The sequence below is a fragment of the Streptomyces durhamensis genome (assembly GCF_000725475.1).
GTDB lineage: Bacteria > Actinomycetota > Actinomycetes > Streptomycetales > Streptomycetaceae > Streptomyces > Streptomyces filipinensis.
Genome location: NZ_JNXR01000043.1, coordinates 16,440 through 38,413 on the forward strand (window position 1 = coordinate 16,440; position 21,974 = coordinate 38,413).

The following is a 21,974-nucleotide window of genomic DNA, read 5'->3' on the forward strand; positions in this document are numbered from 1 at the left end:
GGTGACGGACGAGGGGCCCGGTCAGATCCGGCAGATCCCCCGCTCGTAGTCGACGGTCGCCGACGACCGAGAGTAGCTCCACTGCGGCTGGAGCAGTGCGCCATCGAGCTGCCGGGCAGCGGCCGGGCTCTCCACGATGTAGCCGAAGTCCTGCAGCCACGCCGGGTAGAGGTTCTTCGAACCGATGTAGAACGCCGAGCCGTCGACCGCGATCAGCTTGTGGTGCTGCGCGTAGGGGTGGCCGTCGGACCACTTCTCGCTCGCGGACCCGCGGAGCGGGGCGAGCTGGAGGTTGCCGCACAGGGCATCCCGGGCACCCTGCTCGTCCCCGGTGACCTTGGCGAGCCGGCTGCGCAGCACGTCGCTGATCTCGGAAAGGGACTTGATCTGCGAGTAGCCTCCGCTGCCGACGGCCCCGCGGTTGGCGGGGTCGCTGACGACGATGCGCACCTTGACCCCGGCAGCGAGCTTCGCGGCCAGGGCGTCGTAGACGCGGGTGTCGTAGCGGGGCAGCGGCGGGCAGGTGGCGTTGAGGTCCTGCTGCGAGATCTCGATGTGCTCGGTGGCGCTGGAGATCAGCGAACGCAGGGCGCTCTCCTCCGGGTTGACCGTGTCGTAGTCGCGGTCGCCGTTGGTGTTGTCATGCAGGCCGACCGCGCACCGGGTGCCGGCGGTGTCCGGCAAGGAGGGGCGCCAGGTGGAGGAGGGGTCGGAGTCCTTGACGCCCACGCCGAGCCCGCCGACGGCGACAACCGGGACGTCACCGGTGGCGGGAACGGCACGGGGATTGGTCTCCCGCTCCATGCCGGCCTGGCAGTCCGCTCCGCCGGAGGCGGCGTACCAGACGCTCGCGACGTTGGTCCGGTTGCGGCAGGTCCAGTCCCACAGCTGGTCGAGGTAGCGGCCCGCCGTGCCGGCCGCGGGTCCGGACAGAGCCAGGTCGACGTCCGTCACCGGGTGCGCGGTGTCGAGGTAGTCGCCCTTCCAGTCGTTGATGCCGCCGGTGATCGCGGTCTCCCCGTCGACGACCAGGAGTTTGGAGTGGTTCCACGAGAAGGCGGTCTTCGACGTGGTCATGGAAGCGACGTCGATGGTGAGGGCGTCCGCCGCGGGACCGAGCTTGGCGCGTAGGTCGTCCAGGTACTTCGAGGGGCGCACGTTGAGGTGGTACAGGGGTGCGGCACCGACGAGGACGCGGACCTTCAGGTGATGTCCGGCGGCCACGGAGGACTTCAGGCCGGCGACGATCGCGTCCTGGAAGGCGCCGTCCGGGAACGGCGCGAGGCTGGAGATGTCTACGGTGCGGGTTGCCCGGGCGATGTTCCCGGTCATCCTCGCCAGCAGATTCCTGCTTCCGGCGCGGTCGCGGCACTGCGCGTCGCCCCAACACCCGGGGGTCTGCAGCAGCCAGCCCGTGGGATCGCCGGGCGCGGTGTCGAGCTGGTTGCCGGCGGTCCGTTCCCATACGTCGCCTTCGAGGCCGGGTGAGACCTCGCGGAGGGTGCGTTCCACGGCGTCGAGGTGCGGGGTTGTCGACGGGGCCGCGGTGGCAGGAGCGGCGGGCAGTACGGCGAGGGCCAGAGCGGATATCAGCGCAAGGCGCGCCGCACGGTCTAAGCGGAGCGAAATGATCACGCCCTGAAGTTACCAGGGAGTAGGCGGTGATCACGACGCGAGTGCGCGTCGGGCCGGGGGGCAGCGCAGGCGTGCCGGTCGGCGTACTCGGGAGCAGGTGCGGGATGCGTAATCCTCCCTTGAGCAGGGCCGTTTCGGCCGTGTGCGGGGATCTGTCCCACGTGCTCCGCGCCGGCCCCTTCGATCTCGGCCAGCCGCTCAAGCCCGCGGCGCCGCGCCGGAACACAGAGCGCTCGGGGCCGGCCCTTCGGACGCCCGGGTCAGCGGACGAAGGAGATCTCCGGATACTTCTTGTCGGGCCCGTCGAGCAGGGTGCCGTGTTGATGGCGCAGTTCCTTGTCGAAGAAGGCGGCGAGGTAGACGCGCTGGATCTCGATCGCGCGGTTCGGGTCGATCGTTCCGTACACCTGCTGGAGCTGGGCCGGGGTGAGCCTGAGCAAGCTCGCCTCCTGGGGCGCCATCGCCTCGTCGTCGACGAAGGACACGTGCGCCGCGCCGTGGAGCTGGATGTCGACCCGGTGTCCCTTCAGATGCGACCACAGCGTGCGCCACGACCCGTCGTTGTTGCGGTTGTGGGTGCCGGAACTTAAGAGCATGAAGGGACGGTGCAGGTCCTTGCGTGGCGCCGATCCGAAGAACTGGCCGTCCAGATTGACGCCTGCGGCGATGCGGTGGTCGAGCTGCATGGCGGTGTCGACCGCCGCGCCGCCCAGCGAAGCGCCGAACATCCCGATGCGGGACATGTCCACGGCGTGCGACAGACCGGTGGGGAGCCTGGCGTGGTCGACGTCCGGGTTGCTGCCCTTGGCGATGGTGCCGAGCTGGTTGATGACGAAGTGGATGTCGGCTGCGCGCACGTCGAGCGTGTCGGAGGAGTGCGCGCCGGCCGGCATGGTGTTGCCCTCGACCCGTCCGCCGGGGAACTGTACCTCGTTGGCGTCGTGGGTGTGGTCGACGGTGACGACGAGGTAGCCGCGGCTGGCTAGGTCCTCGGCAAGAACGGTGCCCCTCGCGCGGTCCGAGTGCAGCCCGCTGGAGTACAGCAGGACGGGCAGTTTCCCGAGCTTGGTGTCGACGGGGGCGAGGACATGGCCTGCGGTCCGCGGCAACGTCACTTGTTGTGGCGTCAGGCCCTGGGAGGCGAGGAAGTGGGCGCCGGAGGCTGACGGCATCCACGGCGCCCGGTAGTGACCGCGGGTGGAGGAGGCCGGGTACCAGAACGACACCATCAGCTCGCGCGGCTTGTTGCCGGGCACGTAAGGGTCCGTGCGGGACTTGTCGACGAGGTGCAGGCTGAACGTGCCCACGCCGTGGCGCCCGGTCGGTGCGGGCAGACTGAGCTGGAGAGCGGACGTGCTCGCGGGGGGCGTGACGGCCTGCGGACGGGCGGCCTTGAGCTGCGGCGGCGCCGCGTCGTGCTGGGGCGCCCAGGGGGTGTCGTCCTGGTCGGGCGAGAACCCGGTGGCGGTGGGCTTGTTGGGCGTCTTCCCGGCGGCCATCGCCGGCGTCATCCCCGCACCCAGGGCGATGGCCAGCGTACCCGCCGTACCGACCGCTCGGGCGATCACTCTGCGACGCGGGCGCGGGCGGCGGTGTTTCATGGGACCCCTTTGTTGAGCGACGATCGAAGAACTGGCGATCGGCTGTCGTACGCCGGTACCGCCGCAGTGGCCTACGGATATGGAGGCCCTGGCGTTCACCGTGGCGGCGGACGGACGAGCAGTTGATCCAAGCGACCAGGTGGGATCACCGATCAGACACTTCTGCCCGCCGCCGCCCCCCTCGCCGTAAGCGCACCTGTGGGCGAGTTTCGGTGACGCGCGCGATAGGACTTGAGGCAACGGAGGGCTTCGGCTGTCCCGCCCCCATCGAGTCAAGGCGTTCCGCCCACGCCACGCCGAGCTCCGGCGAGGGCGCCTCCCCTGACTTCGCCGCCGCGCCGCGTGCGGCTACCTGCGAGGAGCCGTCGGTGCTGATCCTCGGTGCAGGCGTCGGCGGCCTCACCGCCGCCTACGAACTGAGCAGGCTCGGCTGCAAGTGCACGGTCCTGGAGCCTCAGACCCGTACCGGCGGCCGAAACCGCACCGCCCGTAAGGGGGACAAGCTGTGCGAACTCGACGGCAAGGGCGACAGCCCGGTACTGACCCACACCTGCGCCTTCGACAAGGGCCTGTACCTCAACCTCGGCCCCGGCCGCATCCCGTACCACCACCGCCGGGTCCTGAAGTACTGCACCGACCTCGGGGTGTCGCTGGAGCCGTACATCATGGAGACCACGGCGAACGTCCTGCACCGCGCGGGACACACCCCGCCCGGCCGGCCCTGGCGCAACGGGCGCATCGCCAACGACACCCGCGGCCACCTCGCGGCCCTGCTGTCCGCCACTCTCACCGGGCGTGACGAGTTCACCGGCCTGCTGCCACCTGCCGCTCCGGCGGGCAGGAACTGGCGACGACAGCCGACTACTGCGTCAGCGACATCCCCCTGCCCCTGCTGAAGCAGCTCACCCTGACCGGTTTCTCCGCCGAGTTCCGCAACGCGGTGGAAGGGGTCGATCATGGACATGGACCAGACACGCGGGCTCGGCACGGACGGAATGTGCTCTGTGAGCGCACGATCTTGGGCACCCGGCCATGTGGGCCCGTCGACGCCGACGGGCACTGCTGAGGACCTGGCTGCCGCACAGAACTGGATGAATGAGCAGAACTCCACGATCAGGCAATCCAACGTGCTCGCCTTTCGTCGGCTCGCCCCACGGCCCGCAGACCGCCCACCACCTCCTCGAACTACTGGACAGGCGTTGGTGCTTGAAGTGAACAGAGCCCCGGGGCTGTGGCTGGCGGCGGACTGCGATCCTCACCAGTGGCACCGTGACCTGGCGGAGGCGGTCACGCGGAACCTGAGACGCTGACGCCCCAGCCAGCATGGCTCGGCAAGATCGCGTTACGAGTGCTCATATGCCTTGGAGGGCCTTGGGGGCACAGTTCGACCGGCGTCTCGCCGTCGGCGGGACTGTCGTGTGATGGCTCAGGTGCGGGGCTGGCATCGGTGTAGGTGAGCACGTCGTGACCAGAGGGTGACTGGCGCGCCGCCCACGGGATGGGCCGGCCCTCGTACGCGGACAGCTCCGCACGCATCCCCCGGTCTGCCAGATCCGTCGGCCCTGACCCGCCGCAGCCTCCACAGCCTGCTGATGGTGGGGCGGCAGGTCGCCCGACAGCACCCAGCCCCACCGAATCGGCAGGCGGTACAACGAAAGGCTCCCGCAAGGCAGATCCTTGCGGGAGCCTTTCTGCTGTCGGTGCCGTCGTCGGCGCCGGCTCCGGGCCGAGTCAGGTCAACCTGCCTCCGCAGTACGGGCGTTCCACCGCTCCTCGACCTTGGCCAGGCGCCAGTAGCCGATGGCCACGGCCCAGACGACCACGAACAGGCCGACGATGACGTAGCCGACGTTGTCCAAGTCCAGGCCCGCGATCCAGCCGGAGACGTCGTCACTCAGGCCCAGTTTGTCGTGCAGCACCCCGACCAGCTCGATCGTGCCGACGAAGAAAGCCACCGCGATGGACAGGCCGGTGATGGTGAGGTTGTAGAAGACCTTGCGGACCGGGTTGGAGAAGGCCCACTGGTAGGCGAAGTTCATGAAGGTGCCGTCGAGGGTGTCGAACAGGCTCATGCCGGCGGCGAAGAGCAGGGGCAGGCACAGGACCGCGTACCAGGGCAAGCCGGCGGCGGCGCCGTTGCCGGCCAGGGCGAGGAGCAGGACCTCGGTGGTGGTGTCGAAGCCGATACCGAAGAGGAAGCCGAGGGGGAACATCTGGCCGGGGCGGCGGATCGACTTGGTGAGCCGGCCCAGGATGCGGTTCATGAAACCGCGCGAGTCGAGGTGCGCTTCCAGCTCGGCCTCGTCGTAGCGTCCCGCACGCATGGCCTTGAAGACGCGGGCGATGCCGAACAGTGCCACCAGATTGAGAGCTGCGATCAGGTACAGAAAGCTGCCAGAGACCGTGGTGCCCACGGTGCCCAGGACCTGGTGTGCTCGCGAGTCATCGTTCATCAGGGTGCCGGCGAGCTTGGCGCCACCAGCGACCAGCGCGGCCATGGCGACCACCACGCCGGAGTGGCCCAGCGCGAACCAGAAGCCCACCGACACCGGCCGCTGGCCGTCGGCCATCAGCTTGCGGGTGGTGTTGTCGATCGCGGCGATGTGGTCCGCGTCGAAGGCGTGCCGCATGCCGAGGGTGTAGGCCGTGATGCCCAGTCCGACCCCGAACGCCTTGGTCCCGACCTCGTAATGCCGCGGCACCACGAGCAGGAAGAGAATCCCGAAGGCGACCACGTGCAGAGCGACGATCACGGCCAGGAGACCGGCGGTCCGGACGGTGTCCTCACGACGCCAGCGGAAGGAAGGGGCGGCGGCGGTTTCGGGCACGCCTGGGGACATGGTCATACGGTCACGCTCCAGCACCTCGTGGATCAGCTTCGTGCTGCCGTGGCCGGTCTCCTGGCTGACGGGTCAACGCGCCCGCCCCTGCCTTCCCGGCCGTGAGGCCAGTGGCAACGCATGGGGCGGGAACTCCCCGATCACAGTGGCGAGGGCCGCTCCGGACTGAGCCCCTGAGGGACTGTCACCGGTCTTCCCGAACACCACGGCCCGCCCACCCTAGAAGGCAGGAGGTCGAGGCTGCAAGGCTGCACAACTGATCAGATGTGGAGGCAGGAGCCGGTGACTGCGATGATGAGTCCATGCATCTCGTCCCCGCGGAACGTGCCGGGCAGCGGACCATCGACGGCCATCGGGTCTGCGACGCCATCGCAGCCGTCGGCGAGCCCGAGCGCGTACGGACCTGGGCCGACCGCTTTTCGCTGCTCTCGGACCCCGGGCGCCTGTCCCTCCTGCTCGCCCTCCACCAGGCGGGCCCCCTCGCCGTCTCCGACCTCGCCGTCGCCACGGGCATGCGGGACACCGCCGTGTCCCAGGCCCTGCGCCTGCTGCGGACCGCAGGCATCGTCTACGGCGAGAAGGACGGCCGAATCGTGCGCTATCGGCTCGTAGAGGGCCCGATGGCCGTGCTGCTCGAGCACTGCGTGTCCCGAGAAGCATGACGACATCCGCGGCCGCACGTGATCGCGGCAGGCGTCGCGCTACGCTCCCGCGCAGGTGCGGCCGCTCGGTTCAGGCGTGTGCGTGCCCGGTACGACGGCGTCCGATCCAGCCGAGGACGATGTCCACGGCGAGGAAGCCGGCGAGCGGGATCCCGAGCAGCGGGACGTGGTAGCCGACGACGGCGACCACCGCGACGCGGGGCACCAGCACGGAAACCGACACTTGTCGCCAGGCGCCGCGGGGAATCGGACGGCCGAAGGCGGAGCCGCGGCCGCGCTGCCACCACATGCGGTAGCCCCAGAGGATGAGGAGGACCAGGGCCAGGGCGAGACCGGCCAGCGCGATCTGGTTCACGAGGCCGAACAGAGTACCGGTGTGGGCGTCGATGCCCCACCGCGTCAGCTTCGCCAGTAGCGGGTAGTCGGCGAAACCTCAGCACGTCGGTCACCTTGCCGGTGGCCGGGTCGACGGCGATCGAGTCCTGCCTCTCCGGCCAGCTGCGCTGGATCTGCCGTACGACGTTGGCGGAGCCGGAGTCCGTGGGCGGCACGATTTCCACCGGGTCGGACAGGCCCTCGGCGCGGGCTGTCTTCAGTACGGCGTCCATACCCACGTCGGAGCGTGCGCCGGAGTGCGAGCCCATATCCATGCTTTTCATGTCCATGCCCGCCATGGAGTCGTGTCCCCCGTGCCCGCTGCTCACCGTCGCGGTGACGGAGGGGGTGGACTGGCCGAGGGCTTCGCGGAGGTCGCCAATGTTGGCCCCGGCGTAGGTGGACCAGGTCAGGGCGGTCGCCGACAGGAAGAACAGACCGGCCGCCGCCCAGACGCCCACCGTGCCGTGCAGGGTCAGGGAGCGCCGCCGTCCTGTGGTGCCGCGGACCTTGCGGCGGGCACGGCGGCGGCCGCACCAGAGCACCAGCCCGCCACCCGTGATCACCCACAGCCAGCTGGCGGCGAACTCGCTGTACAGGCGCCCGGTGTCACCGAGGTGCAGGTCGCGGTGGAGCTCGTCGATCCAGGTGCGCAGCGGCAGGGCGCCGGTGGAGCCGTACTGCTCCAGCGCGCCGCGCACCGTGCCGGTGCAGGGGTCCACGAACACGGCGAGCGTGTGGTCGGCGGCGATGCCCTTCACCCCGGACAGCAGAACGCGTGTGGTCGCATCCGGCTGCGGTGACGGCCGCACGGCGGAGATGGTGCCCTCGGGGTGCCGCGAGGAGCAGGAACGGGGCGACGAACACGCCCGCGTAGAAGTGCAGGCGCAGCACCAGCGGGCGCAGTGCCTGCACAGGCGACGGAGCCGTTGGTGCCGGGCTGGGCGGACGTTCCGGGTTCGCCGGCCGTGTGGGGTGGGGCAGTGGTGGGCGGCTCGATGGGCATGGGTGCTGCTCCTGGGCCGTATGGGTGTCACGTCAGCGGGCGGCTGGACGGAACGATGAGTTCCGCATCGCCGATGTGAGGTGGCGCACACCCGGGCGGTTGTGAAGGCCAGGAGCTTGCGTACGGACAGTTCCGATGCCGGGCGTCACAGGTGCCCGGCATCGGGAGGCGGGTCACGGCAGGGCGATGCCGTCCAGTTTGCCCGCCTTGGCGTCGGCGACGATCGAGGAGAACTGGTCGGCGCTCATCCGGACGCGCTGGCCGAAGTCGTCGGTGAGGATGATCCGCCGGTCGTCCGTGGCGCTGGGGTCGACGAACAGTTGCGGGCAGCCGCAGTTGCAGTTGCCGCAGAACGTGGCGACGGGCTCCAGCCCGCTGATGTCGGTCATGCTGCTCCACCTCCGTGGACATGGGGTTGCGGCGCTCCGGTGCCAGAACCGGTGGCCGCGGGGACTGCCCGGGAGATACCCGGCGCGGATGCGGCGGACGCGCGACCCCGTCGTGCATAGGGGGCGTGCGGGAGGACGGCGTGCGCCCGTGCTCCTTGCTCCGCTTCCGATGCTTCGATTTCGCCAAGGTGGCCGGGAACTGAACCGCCGCCGCCTCCGACTCGTTGAAGGGGGCGGATTGACCAGGCGGTTCGTGGGCGGTGATGCGTATGCATGGGCGAGGGGAAAGATCTTCTTGCCGCGTGGCAGCATCGGGTGTCGTGAGTGTGTCCCTCGCGGTGCGGAGCGTGCGCGCGGCGGTGTTCGCCGTGCTGTGCGTGCTGCTCGGTGCCGGAGGGCACGCCCTGGCCACGGGTGCGGCGCCGCCGGTGGGGGTGCAGGTCGCCGCGTTCGTGCCGGTCTTTGTGGGCGGCTGCCTGCTGGGCGGCCGGGAGCGGTCGCCGGCCGCGATCGGCGGGGGGACTCTGGGTGCCCAGGGTGGGCTGCATCTCCTCTTCCACCTCATGCAGCCGCATCACGCGGGGATGGTCATGCACGGCATGCGGATGGCCCACGCGCAGGCGCTGACGCCGCACGCCACTGCCGCCCATGTCGGGGCGGCCCTGGTGCTGACCTGGTGGCTGCGGCGAGGCGAGGCGGGGCTGTGGTCGCTGCTGCGCTGGGCGGTCGCGTTCGTGCCGGGGCTTGCCGCCTCGTGGCAGGCTGTCGGCGGGGCGCGGGGCGTACCGGACGCGCGCGGGCCCGTGGGTCGGGCTGCCGGTGAGACGTGGTCGCTGCGGCAGGCACGGCTGAGGCACGCCGTGCACCGGCGCGGGCCGCCGATGGGGATGTCGTACGCGAGCTGACCCCCGACATCCTTTTCTTCCGTACGGAGATCCACCACCTCATGTCCAGGACCCGCACCACCCTGCGTCGCGCCGGCGTCGTCACCGCCCTGACCGCCGCCGGACTCCTCGCTGCCGCCGGCGTCGCCTCCGCGCATGTCACCGTCCACCCCGACAGCTACGCCAAGGGCGCCACCGACGGCGTCCTGACCTTCCGCGTGCCCAACGAGGCGGACAACGCGAGCACCAAGCAGGTCCAGGTGTTCCTGCCCACCGACCACCCCGTCCTCGGCGTGCTCGTCTCCCCGCAGGACGGCTGGACCGCCAAGGTCACCAACACCAAGCTCAAGACACCGGTCAAGACCGACGACGGCACCATCACCGACACGGTCTCCGAGATCACTTGGACCGGCGGCAAGATCGACCCCGGCCACTACGAGGACTTCGACGTCGCCTTCGGCCAGCTGCCCGACGACACCGACCAGCTCGCCTTCAAGATCCTCCAGACATACTCCGACGGCAAGGTCGTGCGGTGGATCGAGGAGGCCCAGGGCGGTCAGGAGCCGGAGAACCCGGCACCCGTGCTCAAGCTCACCGCCAAGGCGGCAGGGGACGGCGACAGCGCGACCGCCTCGGCGGCGAGCCCGAAGACCTCCGACAGCTCGAAGTCGACCGCGTCGGCCAGTGACTCGACCGCCCGCGGTCTGGGTGTCGCCGGACTGGTCGTCGGCGTACTGGGGCTGGCCGCGGCGGTGTTCGCCGTCCTGCGCGGCCGCTCCGCTGGATCCCGGGCCGAGTAAAGCTGCGCCCGCCCTGCCGGCGGAGACCCGTCGGCAGGGCATCCGTCCTTTCGATGTGACGCGCGACGGATGAGAGTCGGTCGCGTACGGCCCGCTCCGCCGTCGGGTCAGACGGCGACCGGGTCGGTGACGCCGTACCCTGCCTCGACGATCGCCGCGCGCAGCCGCCCGTCGTCGAGATCCGTGCCATGCACGGTGACGGAGTTCGTGGCGAAGTCGACCACGACGTCGCTCACCCCGGGCACCTCGGAAACCTCTTCCCTGATGCTCGCCGCGCAGTGCTCGCAGCTCATGCCGGTGACGTTGTACTGCTTCTGGGCCATGGGGAACTCCTGGGCGCTTTGACGTGCTCCCTGGCCTAACGTCCAGGGATTCCGGTCTGGGTCGTCTGACCCTTCCGGGGGCTTCCTGCTTCACCGCGCTGCGCGGGCACGTGTGCCCGTCTTACCGGCGCTCCACAAGCGTCTAGCGTCTCCGCCCGTCCGGCGGCGACGATACGGCGTCCTTCGAAGAGGACGTTGCGGGCTGCGTTGTGGTCGCGGTCGTGCACCGTGCCGCACTCATGTGCGGCCTCATCTGCTGGAGGCGCCTCAAGAAGACCCGACCTTGATCGTGTTACGAGCTCTTAGGGGTCCTTACGCGAGCAGGAACCGGGCGCGTCGTGCCGGCGTCTCTGCCGCCGCAAGTGGCAAGCACCGTCAGCACCGACCAACTGAGGGAGCGTCCGCGATGTCCTGGAGACCCTGGGGAACCTGGAGAGCACTGATCGCGAGTCTGGCCCTGCTCATCGGCCTGACCGCCGCGGGCGCGTCGCCCGCCTTCGCCGGGCTGGACGGTCCGGTGGCTAACTACATCGACCAGCACTGCGGCATCGACACCATCGGGAGCGGCAAGACGACCATCGCCGTACCCGTGGACCGGGTCACTCTGAACCTGGAGGCGGTCGGGCACAGCCCCGCCGACTCCAAGATCACCGCCGTCTACACCATCCCCGGCACCAGCAAATACGGCACCCTCTTCGGCCAGTTCGACCCGGTCAAGGGCAACGCCACCTTCAACTACACGGTGGACAACCCGCCCGCCGGCGCGACGCTGAGCATCAGCTACGAGGTCGCCTGGACCGACGGCACCTACTACAGCGCCACGCGGACCCGCCCCCTGCTCACCTGCACACGGGACGACACAACCGGGGTCGACAGCGGGTATGGGGGCGAAGAATCCCGCGCCACCGTCTTCCAGCAGTGCACCAGCGTCGGCACGTGGCCGTACTTCGTGCGCGCGGTGGACGTGACGGTGCACCTCTCGCACGACCGCTACCCGGCCGACTACGCGGGACAGCAGGTCTGGGCTGATTACTGGATTCCCGGCAAGAAGGGCTACACCTCGGGGGTGTCCGGCACGGCGGACTCCGTCGGGGACGCGTGGGTGACGTTCCGGCTGGTCGCCCCGCCGACCGGGGCCGAACTCGACATCCTGTCGAGCGTCAGGTCCATCTACGGCCGCACCGACCCCGTACACACGTGGGTCCCGATCTCCTGCTGAACGGCTGACCACGGCGGTCTTTCGTCTGCGGGTCCGTTGTGGCTGGTCGCGCCCGCACGGCGGAGCCGCATATCGGCAGGGCCCCGCGCCCCTATGGGGCACGCTACGGGCACGCACGTGGATTCGCTGACCGGACCCCGCTCCGCGGATGGCGCGCGAAGCGCGCCTCCACGGGGCGCGGGGAACTGCGCGACCAGTCACGACGAACCCGCGGCGGATCAGGTGAGTCGTTGAGGTCGCTGAGCATCATGAACAGCGCGTCCTTGGCGGGGGCGTACCTGAACCTCGAGCAGATCGAGTCGGTGGCCTACGCCTTCTACCTGCGCTCGATGGGCGGTTCGGTCACGGAGGCGAACAGGTTCCCCGCGAGTACGGCGTCGCCTTCCAACCGGACCGGTCGACGAGCAGTCTGCGGCTGACCCGCCTGAGTTGACCGGGTCACCCTCCGTCCGGCTTGCTCCGGGGAGGGCACGAACCGGGCCAGAACTGTGGACGCTGATCGAGCCGTTGCTGCCGCCCTGGCCGCAGAAGGCTCCCGGGCCGAAGCCGGTGGATGACCGACTGTGCCTGCAGGGCATCTTGTACGTGCTCTGCAACGACGTGAGCTGGCAACTGTTGCCGCTGGAGCCGGGGTTCGGCTCCGGACAGACCTGCTGGCGCCGGCTGGGCCGGTGGCATGAGGCCGGCGTCTTCGACCAGCTGCACTGCATGCGGCCGACGAGCTGGACTGGTCACGGGCCTGCTTGGTTGCCTCCCACATCCGCGCGAAGAAGGGGGCGAGGCCACCGGTCCGTCGCCGGTCGGCCGCGGGAAGACGGGCAGTAAGGGCTTTGGGTGGTCGTACGGATCCGCGGGTGCGGGTGTTCAGGCCGATGCCGTCACCTCAGAGGTCGGCCGAGCGGAGCGCATAGTTCCGCACAGCGCGCCTGCGCATGCTGCCGGGGCATGGCGAACCGGTAGGCGGACGCCGGGTCACGGGTGGCGCCTGGCCGCTGACCGCAGCCACCTTGGCCGTCGTTGTCGGCGGGTACGGCTGGCTCGGCTATGCCGGTGACGCTCTCGGTGCTCTGGTCGGCTGTGCTGCCGTACGTACTGGTCGAGCTGGCGATGTCGGGTATGCCGCCGCGCCGCCGCAGCCGGAGCTGGCCGCACGCGAGGCGTTCGGCTCACTGACCTTCCCCACTGCGGCCCGGAACCGCACAGGTCAAGCAACGGTGTGACTCAGGTCACACACAAGCTTCGGAACTCCGTCCCCTGTGGCTCCGACTCCTGAACCGGTACGGCTCGGAACAAGTGGCGGCCGTACGACGCGACCAGGAGAGCCTGTGATCGATGAGTCCCATCAACTCCCTGCCGGCGCGAGTGCGGTGCTCAGGAAACTGGTGCCGCCGCCCGCCTTGTGTGGCTTCCTCCTGCTGCTGGCGCTGATGTTCGCGGTGTCGTACGCCGTCGGCGCCGCCTACGGACCGGTCGCGCCGGGCATGCACGGCACCCGCACCGGTTCCGGCGGTGGAGGCACCGTGCCGCACAGCGACAGCGGTGGCATGGGCGGCATGAGCGGGATGCACGGATGACGGCCCCGGAGGCGGCGGCCGCCCTGACGACCACGGATCTGATCGTCGGCGGCATGACCTGCGCGGCCTGCGTACGTCGGGTGGAGAAGCGGCTGGCGAAACTGGACGGCGTGAGTGCCACGGTCAACCTGGCCACCGGGCGTGCCCGGGTGAACCATCCGCCGGACGTCACCCAGGCCGAGCTCGTCGCGGCAGTCGAGCGCGCCGGGTACACGGCCGAGCTGCCCGCTCCGCCCAGGCCCGAACCCGAATCCCAGCCCGAAGGCCCGGCGCGGACAGCCGCGTTCGAGGGCCGGGACCGGCTGGTCGTCACCGCGCTGCTCTCGCTGCCCGTACTCGTGCTGTCGATGGTGCCCGCCTGGCAGTTCCGTAACTGGCAGTGGCTGTGTTTCGTACTGGCCGCGCCGGTTGCGGTGTGGGGTGCGTGGCCGTTCCACGTGCGGGCGGTGCGAGGGCTGCGGCATGCGGCGGCGACCATGGACACGCTGGTGTCGCTGGGCGTGGCGGCGTCCTTCGGCTGGTCTGCCTATGCGCTCTTCCTCGGTGGCGCGGGCGAGCCCGGCATGCGGATGTCCTTCAGCCTGCTGCCGTCCGCCGAGGCCGGCTACGGCAGCGCGCACATCTATCTGGAAGCCGTCGTCGCCGTACCGCTGTTCGTGCTGACCGGGAGGTTCCTGGAATCGCGAGCCCGGCACGGCACCGGGCAGGCGCTGCGGTCGCTCGCCGAGCTGGGAGCGAAGGACGTCGCTGTGCGGGAGGGCGAGCATGAACGACGGATTGCCATAGGTGAGTTGCTGGTGGGGCAGACCTTCGTGGTCCGGCCGGGAGAGCGGGTGGCCACCGACGGCGAGGTCGTGGAAGGCAGTTCCGCGGTGGATGTCTCGCTGGTCACGGGCGAGAGCGAACCGGTCGAGGTCCAGCCTGGGTCGGCAATCGTCGGCGGTGCCGTCAATGCGGGCGGGCTGCTGCTGGTGCGGGCCACGGCAGTCGGTGCCGACACTCAGCTGGCACGGATCACCCGGCTGGTGACCGAGGCGCAGGCGGGCAAGGCGCGCGCCCAGCGCCTGGCTGACGCGGTAGCGGGGGTGTTCGTGCCGGTGGTGCTATCGATCGCCGTCACGGTGCTCGGCTTCTGGCTCGGTGCGGGAGCCGATCCGCAGGCGGCGGTCACCGCGTGCGTGGCGGTCCTGGTCGTCGCCTGTCCCTGTGCGCTGGGGCTCGCCACTCCCACGGCGCTGATGGCCGCCACCGGCCGTGGCGCCCAGCTCGGTGTGCTGGTCAGCGGTCCGCAGGCGCTGGAGGCCCTGCGGCACATCGACACCGTCGTCCTGGACAAGACCGGCACGCTCACCACCGGGCACATGAGTGTCACGCGGGTCACGGAGGTGCCGGGCGGGGTCGGCAAGGAGGCGGTCGTGCGTCTCGCGGGTGCCGTCGAGCAGGGCTCCGAGCATCCGCTGGGCCGGGCGATCACCGCGTACGCGGGACGGCCGCTGCCCGAGGTGGCCGACTTCCGGGCACTGCCCGGGCTGGGCGTGCGCGGCCAGGTCGAGGGCCGACTGGTGGAAGTCCGCTCGCCCGACGGCGAGCTCCCCGAGCCGCTGGCCCGTGCCTTGGACGCGTGCGAGACGGGCCGGCACACGCCGGTCCTGGTGCTGGTGGACGGCCGGCCCGAGGCACTGATCGCGGTCGGGGACCTCGTACGCCCGGGCAGTTACCGCGCCGTGGACCGCCTTCGGCGCCTGGGCGTGCGGCCGGTACTGGCCACCGGCGACCGCGAGCACACCGCCCGCGCCGTCGCCGCCGAGCTGGGCATCGATGACGTACGCGCGCGGTGCACGCCCGAGGACAAGGCCGGTCTCGTACGGGAGCTGAGGGCACAGAGCTGCCGGGTCGCGGTGATCGGCGACGGCGTGAACGATGCCGCCGCGCTGGCCGGTGCCGATCTCGGGATCGCCATGGGCGGCGGCACGGACGTGGCCATCGGAGCCGCGGATGTGACCCTCGTCCGTGGGGACATCGAGGCCGTAGCGGACGCGGTCCGCCTCGCCCGCCGGACCCTGGGCACGATCCGGACCAACCTCCTGTGGGCGTTCGGCTACAACGTCGTCACCGTGCCGCTCGCCGCCGTGGGCCTGCTCAACCCCATGCTCGCGGCCGCCGCGATGTCGGCCAGCTCCCTGCTGGTCGTGGGCAACAGCCTGCGGCTGCGCACCTGGCAGCCGAGCCGACCGAGGCGGACGGGTGGTGCGCGGTGACCGAACTCGCGGTGTGGCGGCCCTCCCGGCGCCGGCTCACCGAGGCGTTCCTCGCCACGCTCGCCCCCGTGGCGGCGTGCGTGCTCGCCCTCGGCGGTCTCGCCGCGTGGACCGCCTCTGGGGCGGCGGGCAGTCCCGCGCGCATCGAGGTCACGTCCGGGCGGGTGTTCCTCCCGTACGGGGACGGTCAGGAGTCAGCCGCCTTCTTCCGGATCTCCAACTCGGTTGGCGTTGAGGACGAGTTGACGGGTGTGACCTCGAGCGCCGTGGACCGGGCGATGCTCGGCCGCAATACGACGACACCGGGCAACGCCGGGTACATGCGCCCGGTCGGCTCCGCCATCGTCCCGGCGGGCGGCACGCTGGCGATGTCACCGCGGGGATTGGACGTGATGGTGACCGTGCGTGGGGAGTGGCGCGCGGGGGACCTCGTCCCTTTCGTGCTGCATTTCCGGCACAGCGGGCGGATCAAGACCTTGGCGGTGGTGGTACGCCCCGGCACGTTCTGAGACCGCAAGCGGCGGAGACTTCGCGCATTCGTCTCTTCGCCGAGAATCGCCGGGAACTCATCGCCCTGCCCGTCCGACTCCTCTCGCAGAACGGACAGGAGGTGGGATGGACGGGCTGGATGTGCGGATGCGCCAGGTCGCCTGTCGGCACGGTCGCGTAGAGGCCGTGCACGAGGTCGATCTCGATATCGAGGCGGGCGAGCGGGTGGCGCTGACCGGCACCAACGGGTCGGGCAAGACCACGCTGCTACGTGCCGTGCTGGGCCTGCACCGCCAGGCCGACGGGGAGATCCTGGTCGGTGGCCGGGGCACCGGCAGCGCGGCCGAGTGGGCGTGGCGGCGCCGGGCGTGTGCCTGGATTCCGCAGAAGCCCGCAGTCGGCAGATTCCCGCTGCTGGGCAGCGAGTTGCTGGCCTGCAGCGGGGCAGCGGCCGAAGCGGTGCAGGCGGCGGAGAAGCTGGGTGTCGGGTCGCTGACCGGCCGACCGCTGCACACGCTGTCGGGCGGCCAGCTGCAGCGCATGTATCTGGCCCGCGCGGTCGGCTGCGTCGCGGCCGGAGCGGGGGTGCTGCTGGCCGACGAGCCCACCGCCGCGCTCGATTTCGCCGGGCAGGAGGAGGCGGCCGACGTCCTGCTGTCGCTGCCGGTGACCGTCGTGGTCGTCACGCACGACCGGGCGCTGGCCGACCGCTGCGACCGAGTGCTGGAGATGGCCGCCGGCCGGCTCAGGGAGGTCCGGTGAACAACCTCGCCGCCGCCGACCTCGGAACGCTCATGCGGCTCATACCCGTCCAACGGGCCGGAGCCGCCCTGCTCTTGGCGGCCGTCGGCCTTCCGGTGATCGGTGTCGTGATCGTCGGGCTCGACATCATGCCGGTCCGGTTCGCGATGATGCACGTCGCGCTCCTGGGCATCGCACTCGGACTGCTGACCGGGCTCGACCCCATGCTGTGCGCGCTTCTCGCCTGTGCCCTCGCCGGTGCCGGGGTCGCGCCGCTCGCCCGCACCCCGGACGGCCTGTCGGGCGCGATGGGCCTGCTGATGAGTCTGGCGATCGCCGCCGCGCTGCTGGTCCTGGCCGTGTCCGGCGTCAACGCGCAAGGTGCGTTCGCGCTGCTGTGGGGCTCCATCCTGTCCGTGGGCACACCCGACCTGTGGCTGCTGGGCGTGCTCGCCGTCGTCGTACCGGCCCTGTTCTGGTGGCGCCGCCGCGACCTCGCGCTCCTGCTCTACGACCGCGAACTCGCCCTCTCCTCCGGCGTGCGGGTCGACCGGCTCACCCTCTTGCTGCTTGTGCTCGTCGCGGTGTCCGTCGCCGGGGCGATCAAGCTGACCGGCGCGCTGCTCGTCGACGCGCTGACCCTCCTGCCCGCGCTCGCCGCCCGGCGGCTGGGCACGTCCCTGAAGTCCATCACCGCCTGGGCGGTCAGTATCGGCGTCGCGGTGAACCTCACCGGGTTCCTCGTCGCGCTGAAGCTCGACTGGCCGCCCGGGCCCGTGCTCGTCCTGACGGCCGGGGCCCTGGTCCTGGCCGTGCACCTCATCCCCGAACGGAGAATCCGCTCATGGCGCGCACCCGCGTCCGCACCGTCCGTGTCCCCTCCCTCGTCGCACTGAGCCTGACCACCGCGCTGGCGCTGACCGCCACCGCCTGCGGCTCCGACAAAGCCGACAGCGGCGACAAGAGTGCGAACAAGAACGGCGGCGGCCCTGTCGTCGTGGCCACCACCACCTGGGAGGGCGCCCTCGCCAAGGCCGCCGGCGCCAAGGACGTGAAGATCATCGTCCCCTCGTCCGTGCAGCACGCCCCGGACTACGACCCCAAGCCGTCCGACCTCGCGGCGGTCGCGGGGGCCGACTTCGTGCTGTACGCGTCCTTCGAGCCGTACGCCAAGAAGATCAAGGACGCTGCCGGGTCGAGCGCGAAGATGGTCGAGATGAACCTCGACAACGACGTCGCCACCACGAGCGCGGACGTCACGCGCCTGGGCAAGCTGTTCGGCACCCAGGATGCAGCCGCGAAATGGAACACCTCCTTCAAGAGCGAATACAGCGTGCTGCAGAAGGAGTTGAAGGCCGCGTGGCCGGGCGGCAAGGCGCCGGCCGTCGTCGCGCAGGTCTTCTCCGTCTGGTCGGCAAAGATGGCGGGCGCGGACCTGCGCGGCACGTACGGCCCGCAGGCCGTGACCGCCAAGCAGCTGGCTGATCTGGAGACGAAGAAGCCCGCGTTCGTCTTCGACAACATCCACATGACGACGGGCACGGTGCTGCCGGACTCCGGCGCGCGGCAGGTGGAGATCGTCAACTATCCGGGCAAGGACCTGGACCTGCTGGCGGTCTACAAGAACGCCGCCGAGACGATCAAGAAGGCGATGGCCTCTTCCTGACCTGGGGTACGTCGTGAGTGCGAGGCCGCCCGGAGTCTCCGGGCGGCCTCGCACTCGTGGGGGTCAGACGGCCTGTGCGACGGACCTCGGCGCCTGCGCCGAACACCGCTCACGCAAGAGCGCCCGGTCCGGCTTGCCCGCCGGGGTGAGCGGCAACTCCGCTACGACCAGGAGGCGTTCGGGGTGCTTGCGCCGCTCCAGGCCGCGCGCGTCCAGGCGCGCGCACAGCTCCTGAAGCGTGGGGGCCTCTCCCCGCGGCACGACGCAGGCGGCCAGCCGCTCGCCCATCAGCGGATCGGGCACGCCGACGCACACCACGTCCCGTACGAGCGGATGTGCCGCCAGCTCTATTTCCACCTCTGCCGGGCTGATGTTGGCCCCGCCCCGGATGACGATGTCCTTCAACCGCCCGACGATCCGCAGGTTCCCGTCCTCGTCGATGACGCCGAGGTCGCCGGTGCGCACCCAGCCGTCGGCGGTGCGGTAGCGGGCGTCGAGGTCGGGGGCGGCGACGTAGCACAGCGGGGTCATCGGGCCGCGGGCGACGATCTCGCCGACACTGCCGCGCGGCGTCTCCCGCAGTTCGGTCGTGCCGGGGACGGCGATGCGTATGTCGGCGACGATCGGGTCGGGGTGGCCGGCGAGGATGCCCGGCCGTTCGTCGCGCAGGGGAGGGTCGGACAGTCCGGTGTGACAGTTGACGCCGTCGGCCGAGCCGTAGAGGTTCACGACCGGGCATCCGAAGAGGCGCCGGGCCTCCTCGGCCGTGGACTCGTCGAGCGGCGCTCCGCCGACGATGACGGCCGTGGGCGGAGGGAACGCCGGATGGTGTCCTTCCGCGATCCGGTCCAGCATCATCCGGATCATGGTCGGTACGCCCAGGACGTGGGTGGGCTCGTGCGCGGCGAGCGCATCCAGCGCGGCCTCGGGCGTGAAGTGGTCCAGCAGGACGAGCGTTCCGCCGTGCCGGGCGAGCGTGACGGCGGTGCCGCTGCTACCGAAGGCAGAGGCCAACGGGACGAGGAAGAGGCAGCGCGGCGGCCGGCTGTCCGGCATGAGCGCGGCGAGGAAGTTGCCGCGGCCGCCGGCCAGCGCGTTGTGCGAGTACGCCACCATCTTCGGCTCGGCCTCGGACCCGGAGGAGACCAGGATGCGGGCGGCGGAGTCGGGGTCGGGGCGGGCCGGCTTGAAGGACGTGGGGTCGGTGCGCAGCAGCGCGGAGAACGCGAGCGTCCCCTCCGGGGCTCCGGGCCCGGCGGCGATCACCGTGCGTAGGGCGGGGAGTTCACCGGCGAGCGTGAGCAGATCGGCGGCGTGGTGGTTTCCGCGGTGCTCGGTGGCGGCGATCACAGCGACCGCCTCCGCCCGGCGCAGCAGGGAGACTGCCTCGCTGGTGCCGCGGCCGACGGGGAAGGGCAGCGCGATGGCACCCAGCGCGGCCACGGCGAGGTCGGCGATGACAGCGTTGCGTCCGTTGGGGAGTTGTATGCCGACCACGTCACCGGCGCGTATGCCGAGCCCGGAAAGACCGGCCGCCAGACATCGCGCCTTGCGGTCCAAGGCGGTGTAGCAGAGCTTTCCCTTGGCGTCGACGACCGCGGTGCGGTGCAGGTCGGCGACCTGGTGGGCGCGGTAGAGGCTGTAGAGGTCCAGGTCCGGGCAGGTGCCGTCGACGGCCCAGGTGCGGCGCAGCTCGGCGGGCAGCAGGTCGTGCAGGTCCACGGTCATGCGAAGCTCCAGGGGTCGGGAACGGCGGGGGCGCCGTACGCGTCGCGGTTGATCGGGCCGCAGGAGAGCAGGTCGGCGAGGTCGGTGACGACCGGGACGGCGGCCAGGCCGCGCTCGTGCAGCCGCTCCAGCGCCTGGTCTGTGGACAGCTCTGCGATGTCGTACGGGGCCGCGGACAGATCGGCCAGGGCGATCCAGCCGTCGGCGGTGCGCAGCGGGCGGCGGAACCCCGCCGGCCGGCGCGGGTCGAGTCCCTGCGCGGCCCGGGCCCGATGGGGTGCGGTGAGCACGTCGGCGGCGCCGAGGAGTGAGGAGCCGACGCGTATCCCCCGGCCGGTGCGTTCCCGCTGCAGCAACCCCGCCAGGATCGCCTCGGCGCCGAGCAGGCCGCCGAGCACGTCGAGCAGGGTCATCAGGGACGGGGCGGCCGGCTCGTCGGCGGGCCGCACCGCCTCGCCGACACCGGTGCGGGCCTGCACCATGAAGTCGGTGCCCATGGGGGCCTCGGACAACCGGTCCGCCCAGCCGCTGGTGTACGCGTAGACGAGCGCGGGGTTGGCGCGGGCCAGGTGCTCGTGGTCGAGGCCGAGCTGGGCGGCCTTGCCAGGTGCCCAGTTGTGCAGGAAGACATCCGCGTCGGCGGCCATCTCGCGCAGCCGCTCCCGGTCGGCGGCGGACTTGATGTCCACTTCGACGGCCTTCTTGCCCCGGTTCAACGCCAGCCAGCGCGCCGAGACGCCGGAGCAGGCGGGCGGCATCCCGCGCAACGGGTCACCGCCCGGCGGCTCGATCCGGATCACCTCCGCGCCCAGCAGGCCGAGGAGGTGAGCGGCGAGCGGGGCCTGAATGCGGCGCCCGGCTTCGAGAACGGTGAATCCGGTGAGGGGCAGGTCATCGGTCGGTCTGCCGGGGGTGTACGCCGCCGCGTCGTGCGGGGTCAGCTTCCAGGGCGCCGCACCGTCGTACTCGGCCGCACGCTCGGCGAGCGACCGCAACGGGCACACGTCGGCACCGGACATCTCGGCGGCGTGCCGGATCCGCTCCCAGGAGCTTGCCCGCGCTGCCTCGTGCAACGTCTGCGGGAAGGGCGCGCAGGCCGTGGCGTACCGGAACTGGAAGGGGCGCCAGCCCCGGCGTATCGATTCTTCCGGGGCGTCGAGGGTGCGCCAGAACGACGCCCACACCCCCGGATCCAGGGTCTCCAGCTCGAAGACGATCCCGTCGGCCGACGTGAACGGCGGCCCGCCCGCAGCGAGTTCGACCGCCTCACCCTCCTCGGCCCCGGCGGCGGCCAGGTACTGGGAGACCGTGAGCAGCCCGGCCCGCTCGGCGCTGACCGCGACCTGTGTGACGCGCCCGCCGCGCGCCCGCGCCAGCAGCCCTGCCAGCAGGCCCTGCACGGCAAGCACCCCTGTCGCCGTGGCGGCGTAGTCGACGGCGAGACCGCGCGGGGCGCCGTCCCGGCGGCCGTGTACGGCCATGATGCCGGTCGCCGCCTGGACGGTGGCCTCGTCGGTCGCGGTCCCTCCCCACGTGCTGCGGGCGGTGACACCACCGATGTCGCCTCCGGTGACGGTGAGCCGGCCGCCGGAGCCGCCGTCGGTCTCGGCGCCCAGCAGCCGCAGATGCTCCGCGATGAGACCGTCCGCCGGGCCCGGCGGACCGTCGCCCTGCAGACGGAGACCGTCGAGTGGTCCGGCCGTCCGCGCGACGGCCGGTATGGCTGGAGTCGCCATGCCTCTCCTTTCCTGACGCGCGGGAACCCGGGGACGGTCGCCCCCGAC

General features: G+C 71.1%; 20 protein-coding genes, 1 pseudogene and 1 riboswitch. Of the genes and pseudogenes, 13 read left to right on the forward strand and 8 right to left on the reverse strand.

The window, feature by feature from the left end:
* Window positions 1-21: 21 nt before the first annotated feature.
* Window positions 22-1,635, reverse strand: coding sequence for a phospholipase D-like domain-containing protein (locus IO33_RS0139005; RefSeq protein ID WP_245236012.1), 1,614 nt, complete (start codon window positions 1,633-1,635; stop codon window positions 22-24).
* A gap of 260 nt (window positions 1,636-1,895) precedes the next feature.
* Window positions 1,896-3,203 carry an alpha/beta hydrolase family protein gene (locus tag IO33_RS0139010; RefSeq protein ID WP_245236013.1) on the reverse strand — a complete coding sequence of 436 codons (1,308 nt, stop codon included), beginning with the start codon at window positions 3,201-3,203 and terminating at the stop codon, window positions 1,896-1,898.
* A 401-nt stretch (window positions 3,204-3,604) separates the two neighbouring features.
* On the opposite strand from IO33_RS0139010, the gene IO33_RS0139015 reads away from it, so the two are divergent.
* A complete protein-coding gene (locus IO33_RS0139015) occupies window positions 3,605-4,132 on the forward strand; it encodes a flavin monoamine oxidase family protein (RefSeq protein WP_031173858.1) in 528 nt (175 codons plus the stop codon).
* 840 nt (window positions 4,133-4,972) lie between these two features.
* On the opposite strand, the gene nicT is transcribed toward IO33_RS0139015, so the two are convergent.
* Window positions 4,973-6,082, reverse strand: a complete 1,110-nt coding sequence (gene nicT, locus IO33_RS0139020; RefSeq protein WP_031173859.1) for a Nickel transporter NicT — start codon at window positions 6,080-6,082, stop codon at window positions 4,973-4,975.
* A 27-nt stretch (window positions 6,083-6,109) separates the two neighbouring features.
* Window positions 6,110-6,299, reverse strand: a riboswitch (cobalamin riboswitch).
* A gap of 79 nt (window positions 6,300-6,378) precedes the next feature.
* Between nicT and IO33_RS0139025 the strand changes: the two genes are divergently transcribed.
* The gene (locus IO33_RS0139025; protein ID WP_031173860.1) at window positions 6,379-6,738 is read left to right on the forward strand and encodes an ArsR/SmtB family transcription factor; all 360 of its coding nucleotides are present in this window, start codon (window positions 6,379-6,381) and stop codon (window positions 6,736-6,738) included.
* Between the two features lie 70 nt (window positions 6,739-6,808).
* Here IO33_RS0139025 and IO33_RS44970 read toward each other — a convergent pair.
* Together IO33_RS44970 and IO33_RS0139035 are read right to left on the reverse strand one after the other, a co-directional pair.
* Window positions 6,809-8,097: pseudogene (locus IO33_RS44970) on the reverse strand (PepSY-associated TM helix domain-containing protein).
* A 195-nt stretch (window positions 8,098-8,292) separates the two neighbouring features.
* Window positions 8,293-8,508 carry a hypothetical protein gene (locus IO33_RS0139035; protein WP_031173861.1) on the reverse strand — a complete coding sequence of 72 codons (216 nt, stop codon included), beginning with the start codon at window positions 8,506-8,508 and terminating at the stop codon, window positions 8,293-8,295.
* A 320-nt stretch (window positions 8,509-8,828) separates the two neighbouring features.
* Between IO33_RS0139035 and IO33_RS0139040 the strand changes: the two genes are divergently transcribed.
* Together IO33_RS0139040 and IO33_RS0139045 are read left to right on the forward strand one after the other, a co-directional pair.
* Window positions 8,829-9,413 carry a hypothetical protein gene (locus tag IO33_RS0139040; RefSeq protein WP_051927232.1) on the forward strand — a complete coding sequence of 195 codons (585 nt, stop codon included), beginning with the start codon at window positions 8,829-8,831 and terminating at the stop codon, window positions 9,411-9,413.
* A gap of 41 nt (window positions 9,414-9,454) precedes the next feature.
* Entirely contained in the window at window positions 9,455-10,192 is a 738-nt protein-coding gene (locus IO33_RS0139045) for a YcnI family copper-binding membrane protein (RefSeq protein ID WP_031173863.1), read from the forward strand.
* A 107-nt stretch (window positions 10,193-10,299) separates the two neighbouring features.
* Here the strand turns inward: IO33_RS0139045 and IO33_RS0139050 are convergent, their stop codons facing one another.
* Window positions 10,300-10,515: a heavy-metal-associated domain-containing protein gene (locus tag IO33_RS0139050; protein WP_031173864.1), complete on the reverse strand. Its 216-nt coding sequence runs from the start codon at window positions 10,513-10,515 to the stop codon at window positions 10,300-10,302.
* 406 nt (window positions 10,516-10,921) lie between these two features.
* Here IO33_RS0139050 and IO33_RS0139055 point away from each other — a divergent pair, with 406 nt between their 5' ends.
* The 9 genes from IO33_RS0139055 to IO33_RS0139090 all read left to right on the forward strand — a co-directional run bounded on the left by IO33_RS0139055 (window position 10,922) and on the right by IO33_RS0139090 (window position 18,462).
* Window positions 10,922-11,734 carry a hypothetical protein gene (locus tag IO33_RS0139055; RefSeq protein WP_031173865.1) on the forward strand — a complete coding sequence of 271 codons (813 nt, stop codon included), beginning with the start codon at window positions 10,922-10,924 and terminating at the stop codon, window positions 11,732-11,734.
* 248 nt (window positions 11,735-11,982) lie between these two features.
* On the forward strand, window positions 11,983-12,153 hold the full coding sequence (locus IO33_RS0139060; protein WP_157858006.1) for a hypothetical protein: 171 nt from the start codon (window positions 11,983-11,985) through the stop codon (window positions 12,151-12,153).
* Window positions 12,154-12,163: 10 nt separating this feature from the next.
* Window positions 12,164-12,559: a transposase gene (locus tag IO33_RS54295; RefSeq protein WP_107069485.1), complete on the forward strand. Its 396-nt coding sequence runs from the start codon at window positions 12,164-12,166 to the stop codon at window positions 12,557-12,559.
* A 503-nt stretch (window positions 12,560-13,062) separates the two neighbouring features.
* Window positions 13,063-13,308, forward strand: a complete 246-nt coding sequence (locus IO33_RS0139065) for a hypothetical protein (RefSeq protein WP_031173867.1) — start codon at window positions 13,063-13,065, stop codon at window positions 13,306-13,308.
* Entirely contained in the window at window positions 13,305-15,566 is a 2,262-nt protein-coding gene (locus IO33_RS0139070; RefSeq protein ID WP_031173868.1) for a heavy metal translocating P-type ATPase, read from the forward strand. Before IO33_RS0139065 ends, IO33_RS0139070 begins: the two co-directional genes overlap by 4 nt.
* A complete protein-coding gene (locus IO33_RS0139075; RefSeq protein WP_031173869.1) occupies window positions 15,563-16,075 on the forward strand; it encodes a copper chaperone PCu(A)C in 513 nt (170 codons plus the stop codon). The genes IO33_RS0139070 and IO33_RS0139075 overlap by 4 nt, the downstream gene beginning before the upstream one ends.
* 106 nt (window positions 16,076-16,181) lie before the next feature.
* Window positions 16,182-16,817 carry an ABC transporter ATP-binding protein gene (locus IO33_RS0139080; protein WP_031173870.1) on the forward strand — a complete coding sequence of 212 codons (636 nt, stop codon included), beginning with the start codon at window positions 16,182-16,184 and terminating at the stop codon, window positions 16,815-16,817.
* The gene (locus IO33_RS0139085; protein WP_031173871.1) at window positions 16,814-17,692 is read left to right on the forward strand and encodes a metal ABC transporter permease; all 879 of its coding nucleotides are present in this window, start codon (window positions 16,814-16,816) and stop codon (window positions 17,690-17,692) included. Before IO33_RS0139080 ends, IO33_RS0139085 begins: the two co-directional genes overlap by 4 nt.
* Window positions 17,641-18,462 (forward strand): TroA family protein, encoded by an 822-nt coding sequence (locus tag IO33_RS0139090; protein WP_031173872.1) that lies wholly within the window; start codon window positions 17,641-17,643, stop codon window positions 18,460-18,462. Before IO33_RS0139085 ends, IO33_RS0139090 begins: the two co-directional genes overlap by 52 nt.
* 63 nt (window positions 18,463-18,525) lie before the next feature.
* Here the strand turns inward: IO33_RS0139090 and IO33_RS0139095 are convergent, their stop codons facing one another.
* Both IO33_RS0139095 and IO33_RS0139100 read right to left on the reverse strand, forming a co-directional pair.
* Complete coding sequence (locus IO33_RS0139095) at window positions 18,526-20,190, reverse strand: class I adenylate-forming enzyme family protein (protein WP_031173873.1); 1,665 nt, start codon at window positions 20,188-20,190, stop codon at window positions 18,526-18,528.
* A complete protein-coding gene (locus IO33_RS0139100) occupies window positions 20,187-21,926 on the reverse strand; it encodes a CoA transferase (protein WP_031173874.1) in 1,740 nt (579 codons plus the stop codon). The genes IO33_RS0139095 and IO33_RS0139100 overlap by 4 nt, the downstream gene beginning before the upstream one ends.
* Between the last annotated feature and the right edge of the window lie 48 nt (window positions 21,927-21,974).

What these genes read in the sequence shown, in the direction of transcription:
- nicT (WP_031173859.1), bottom strand. Translation starts at nt 6,082, where the DNA reads ATGACCATGTCCCCAGGCGTGCCCGAAACCGCCGCCGCCCCTTCCTTC.
- IO33_RS0139025 (WP_031173860.1), top strand. Translation starts at nt 6,379, where the DNA reads ATGCATCTCGTCCCCGCGGAACGTGCCGGGCAGCGGACCATCGACGGC.
- IO33_RS0139035 (WP_031173861.1), bottom strand. Translation starts at nt 8,508, where the DNA reads ATGACCGACATCAGCGGGCTGGAGCCCGTCGCCACGTTCTGCGGCAAC.
- IO33_RS0139045 (WP_031173863.1), top strand. Translation starts at nt 9,455, where the DNA reads ATGTCCAGGACCCGCACCACCCTGCGTCGCGCCGGCGTCGTCACCGCC.
- IO33_RS0139050 (WP_031173864.1), bottom strand. Translation starts at nt 10,515, where the DNA reads ATGGCCCAGAAGCAGTACAACGTCACCGGCATGAGCTGCGAGCACTGC.
- IO33_RS0139055 (WP_031173865.1), top strand. Translation starts at nt 10,922, where the DNA reads ATGTCCTGGAGACCCTGGGGAACCTGGAGAGCACTGATCGCGAGTCTG.
- IO33_RS0139060 (WP_157858006.1), top strand. Translation starts at nt 11,983, where the DNA reads ATGAACAGCGCGTCCTTGGCGGGGGCGTACCTGAACCTCGAGCAGATC.
- IO33_RS0139070 (WP_031173868.1), top strand. Translation starts at nt 13,305, where the DNA reads ATGACGGCCCCGGAGGCGGCGGCCGCCCTGACGACCACGGATCTGATC.
- IO33_RS0139080 (WP_031173870.1), top strand. Translation starts at nt 16,182, where the DNA reads ATGGACGGGCTGGATGTGCGGATGCGCCAGGTCGCCTGTCGGCACGGT.
- IO33_RS0139090 (WP_031173872.1), top strand. Translation starts at nt 17,641, where the DNA reads ATGGCGCGCACCCGCGTCCGCACCGTCCGTGTCCCCTCCCTCGTCGCA.
- IO33_RS0139095 (WP_031173873.1), bottom strand. Translation starts at nt 20,190, where the DNA reads ATGACCGTGGACCTGCACGACCTGCTGCCCGCCGAGCTGCGCCGCACC.
- IO33_RS0139100 (WP_031173874.1), bottom strand. Translation starts at nt 21,926, where the DNA reads ATGGCGACTCCAGCCATACCGGCCGTCGCGCGGACGGCCGGACCACTC.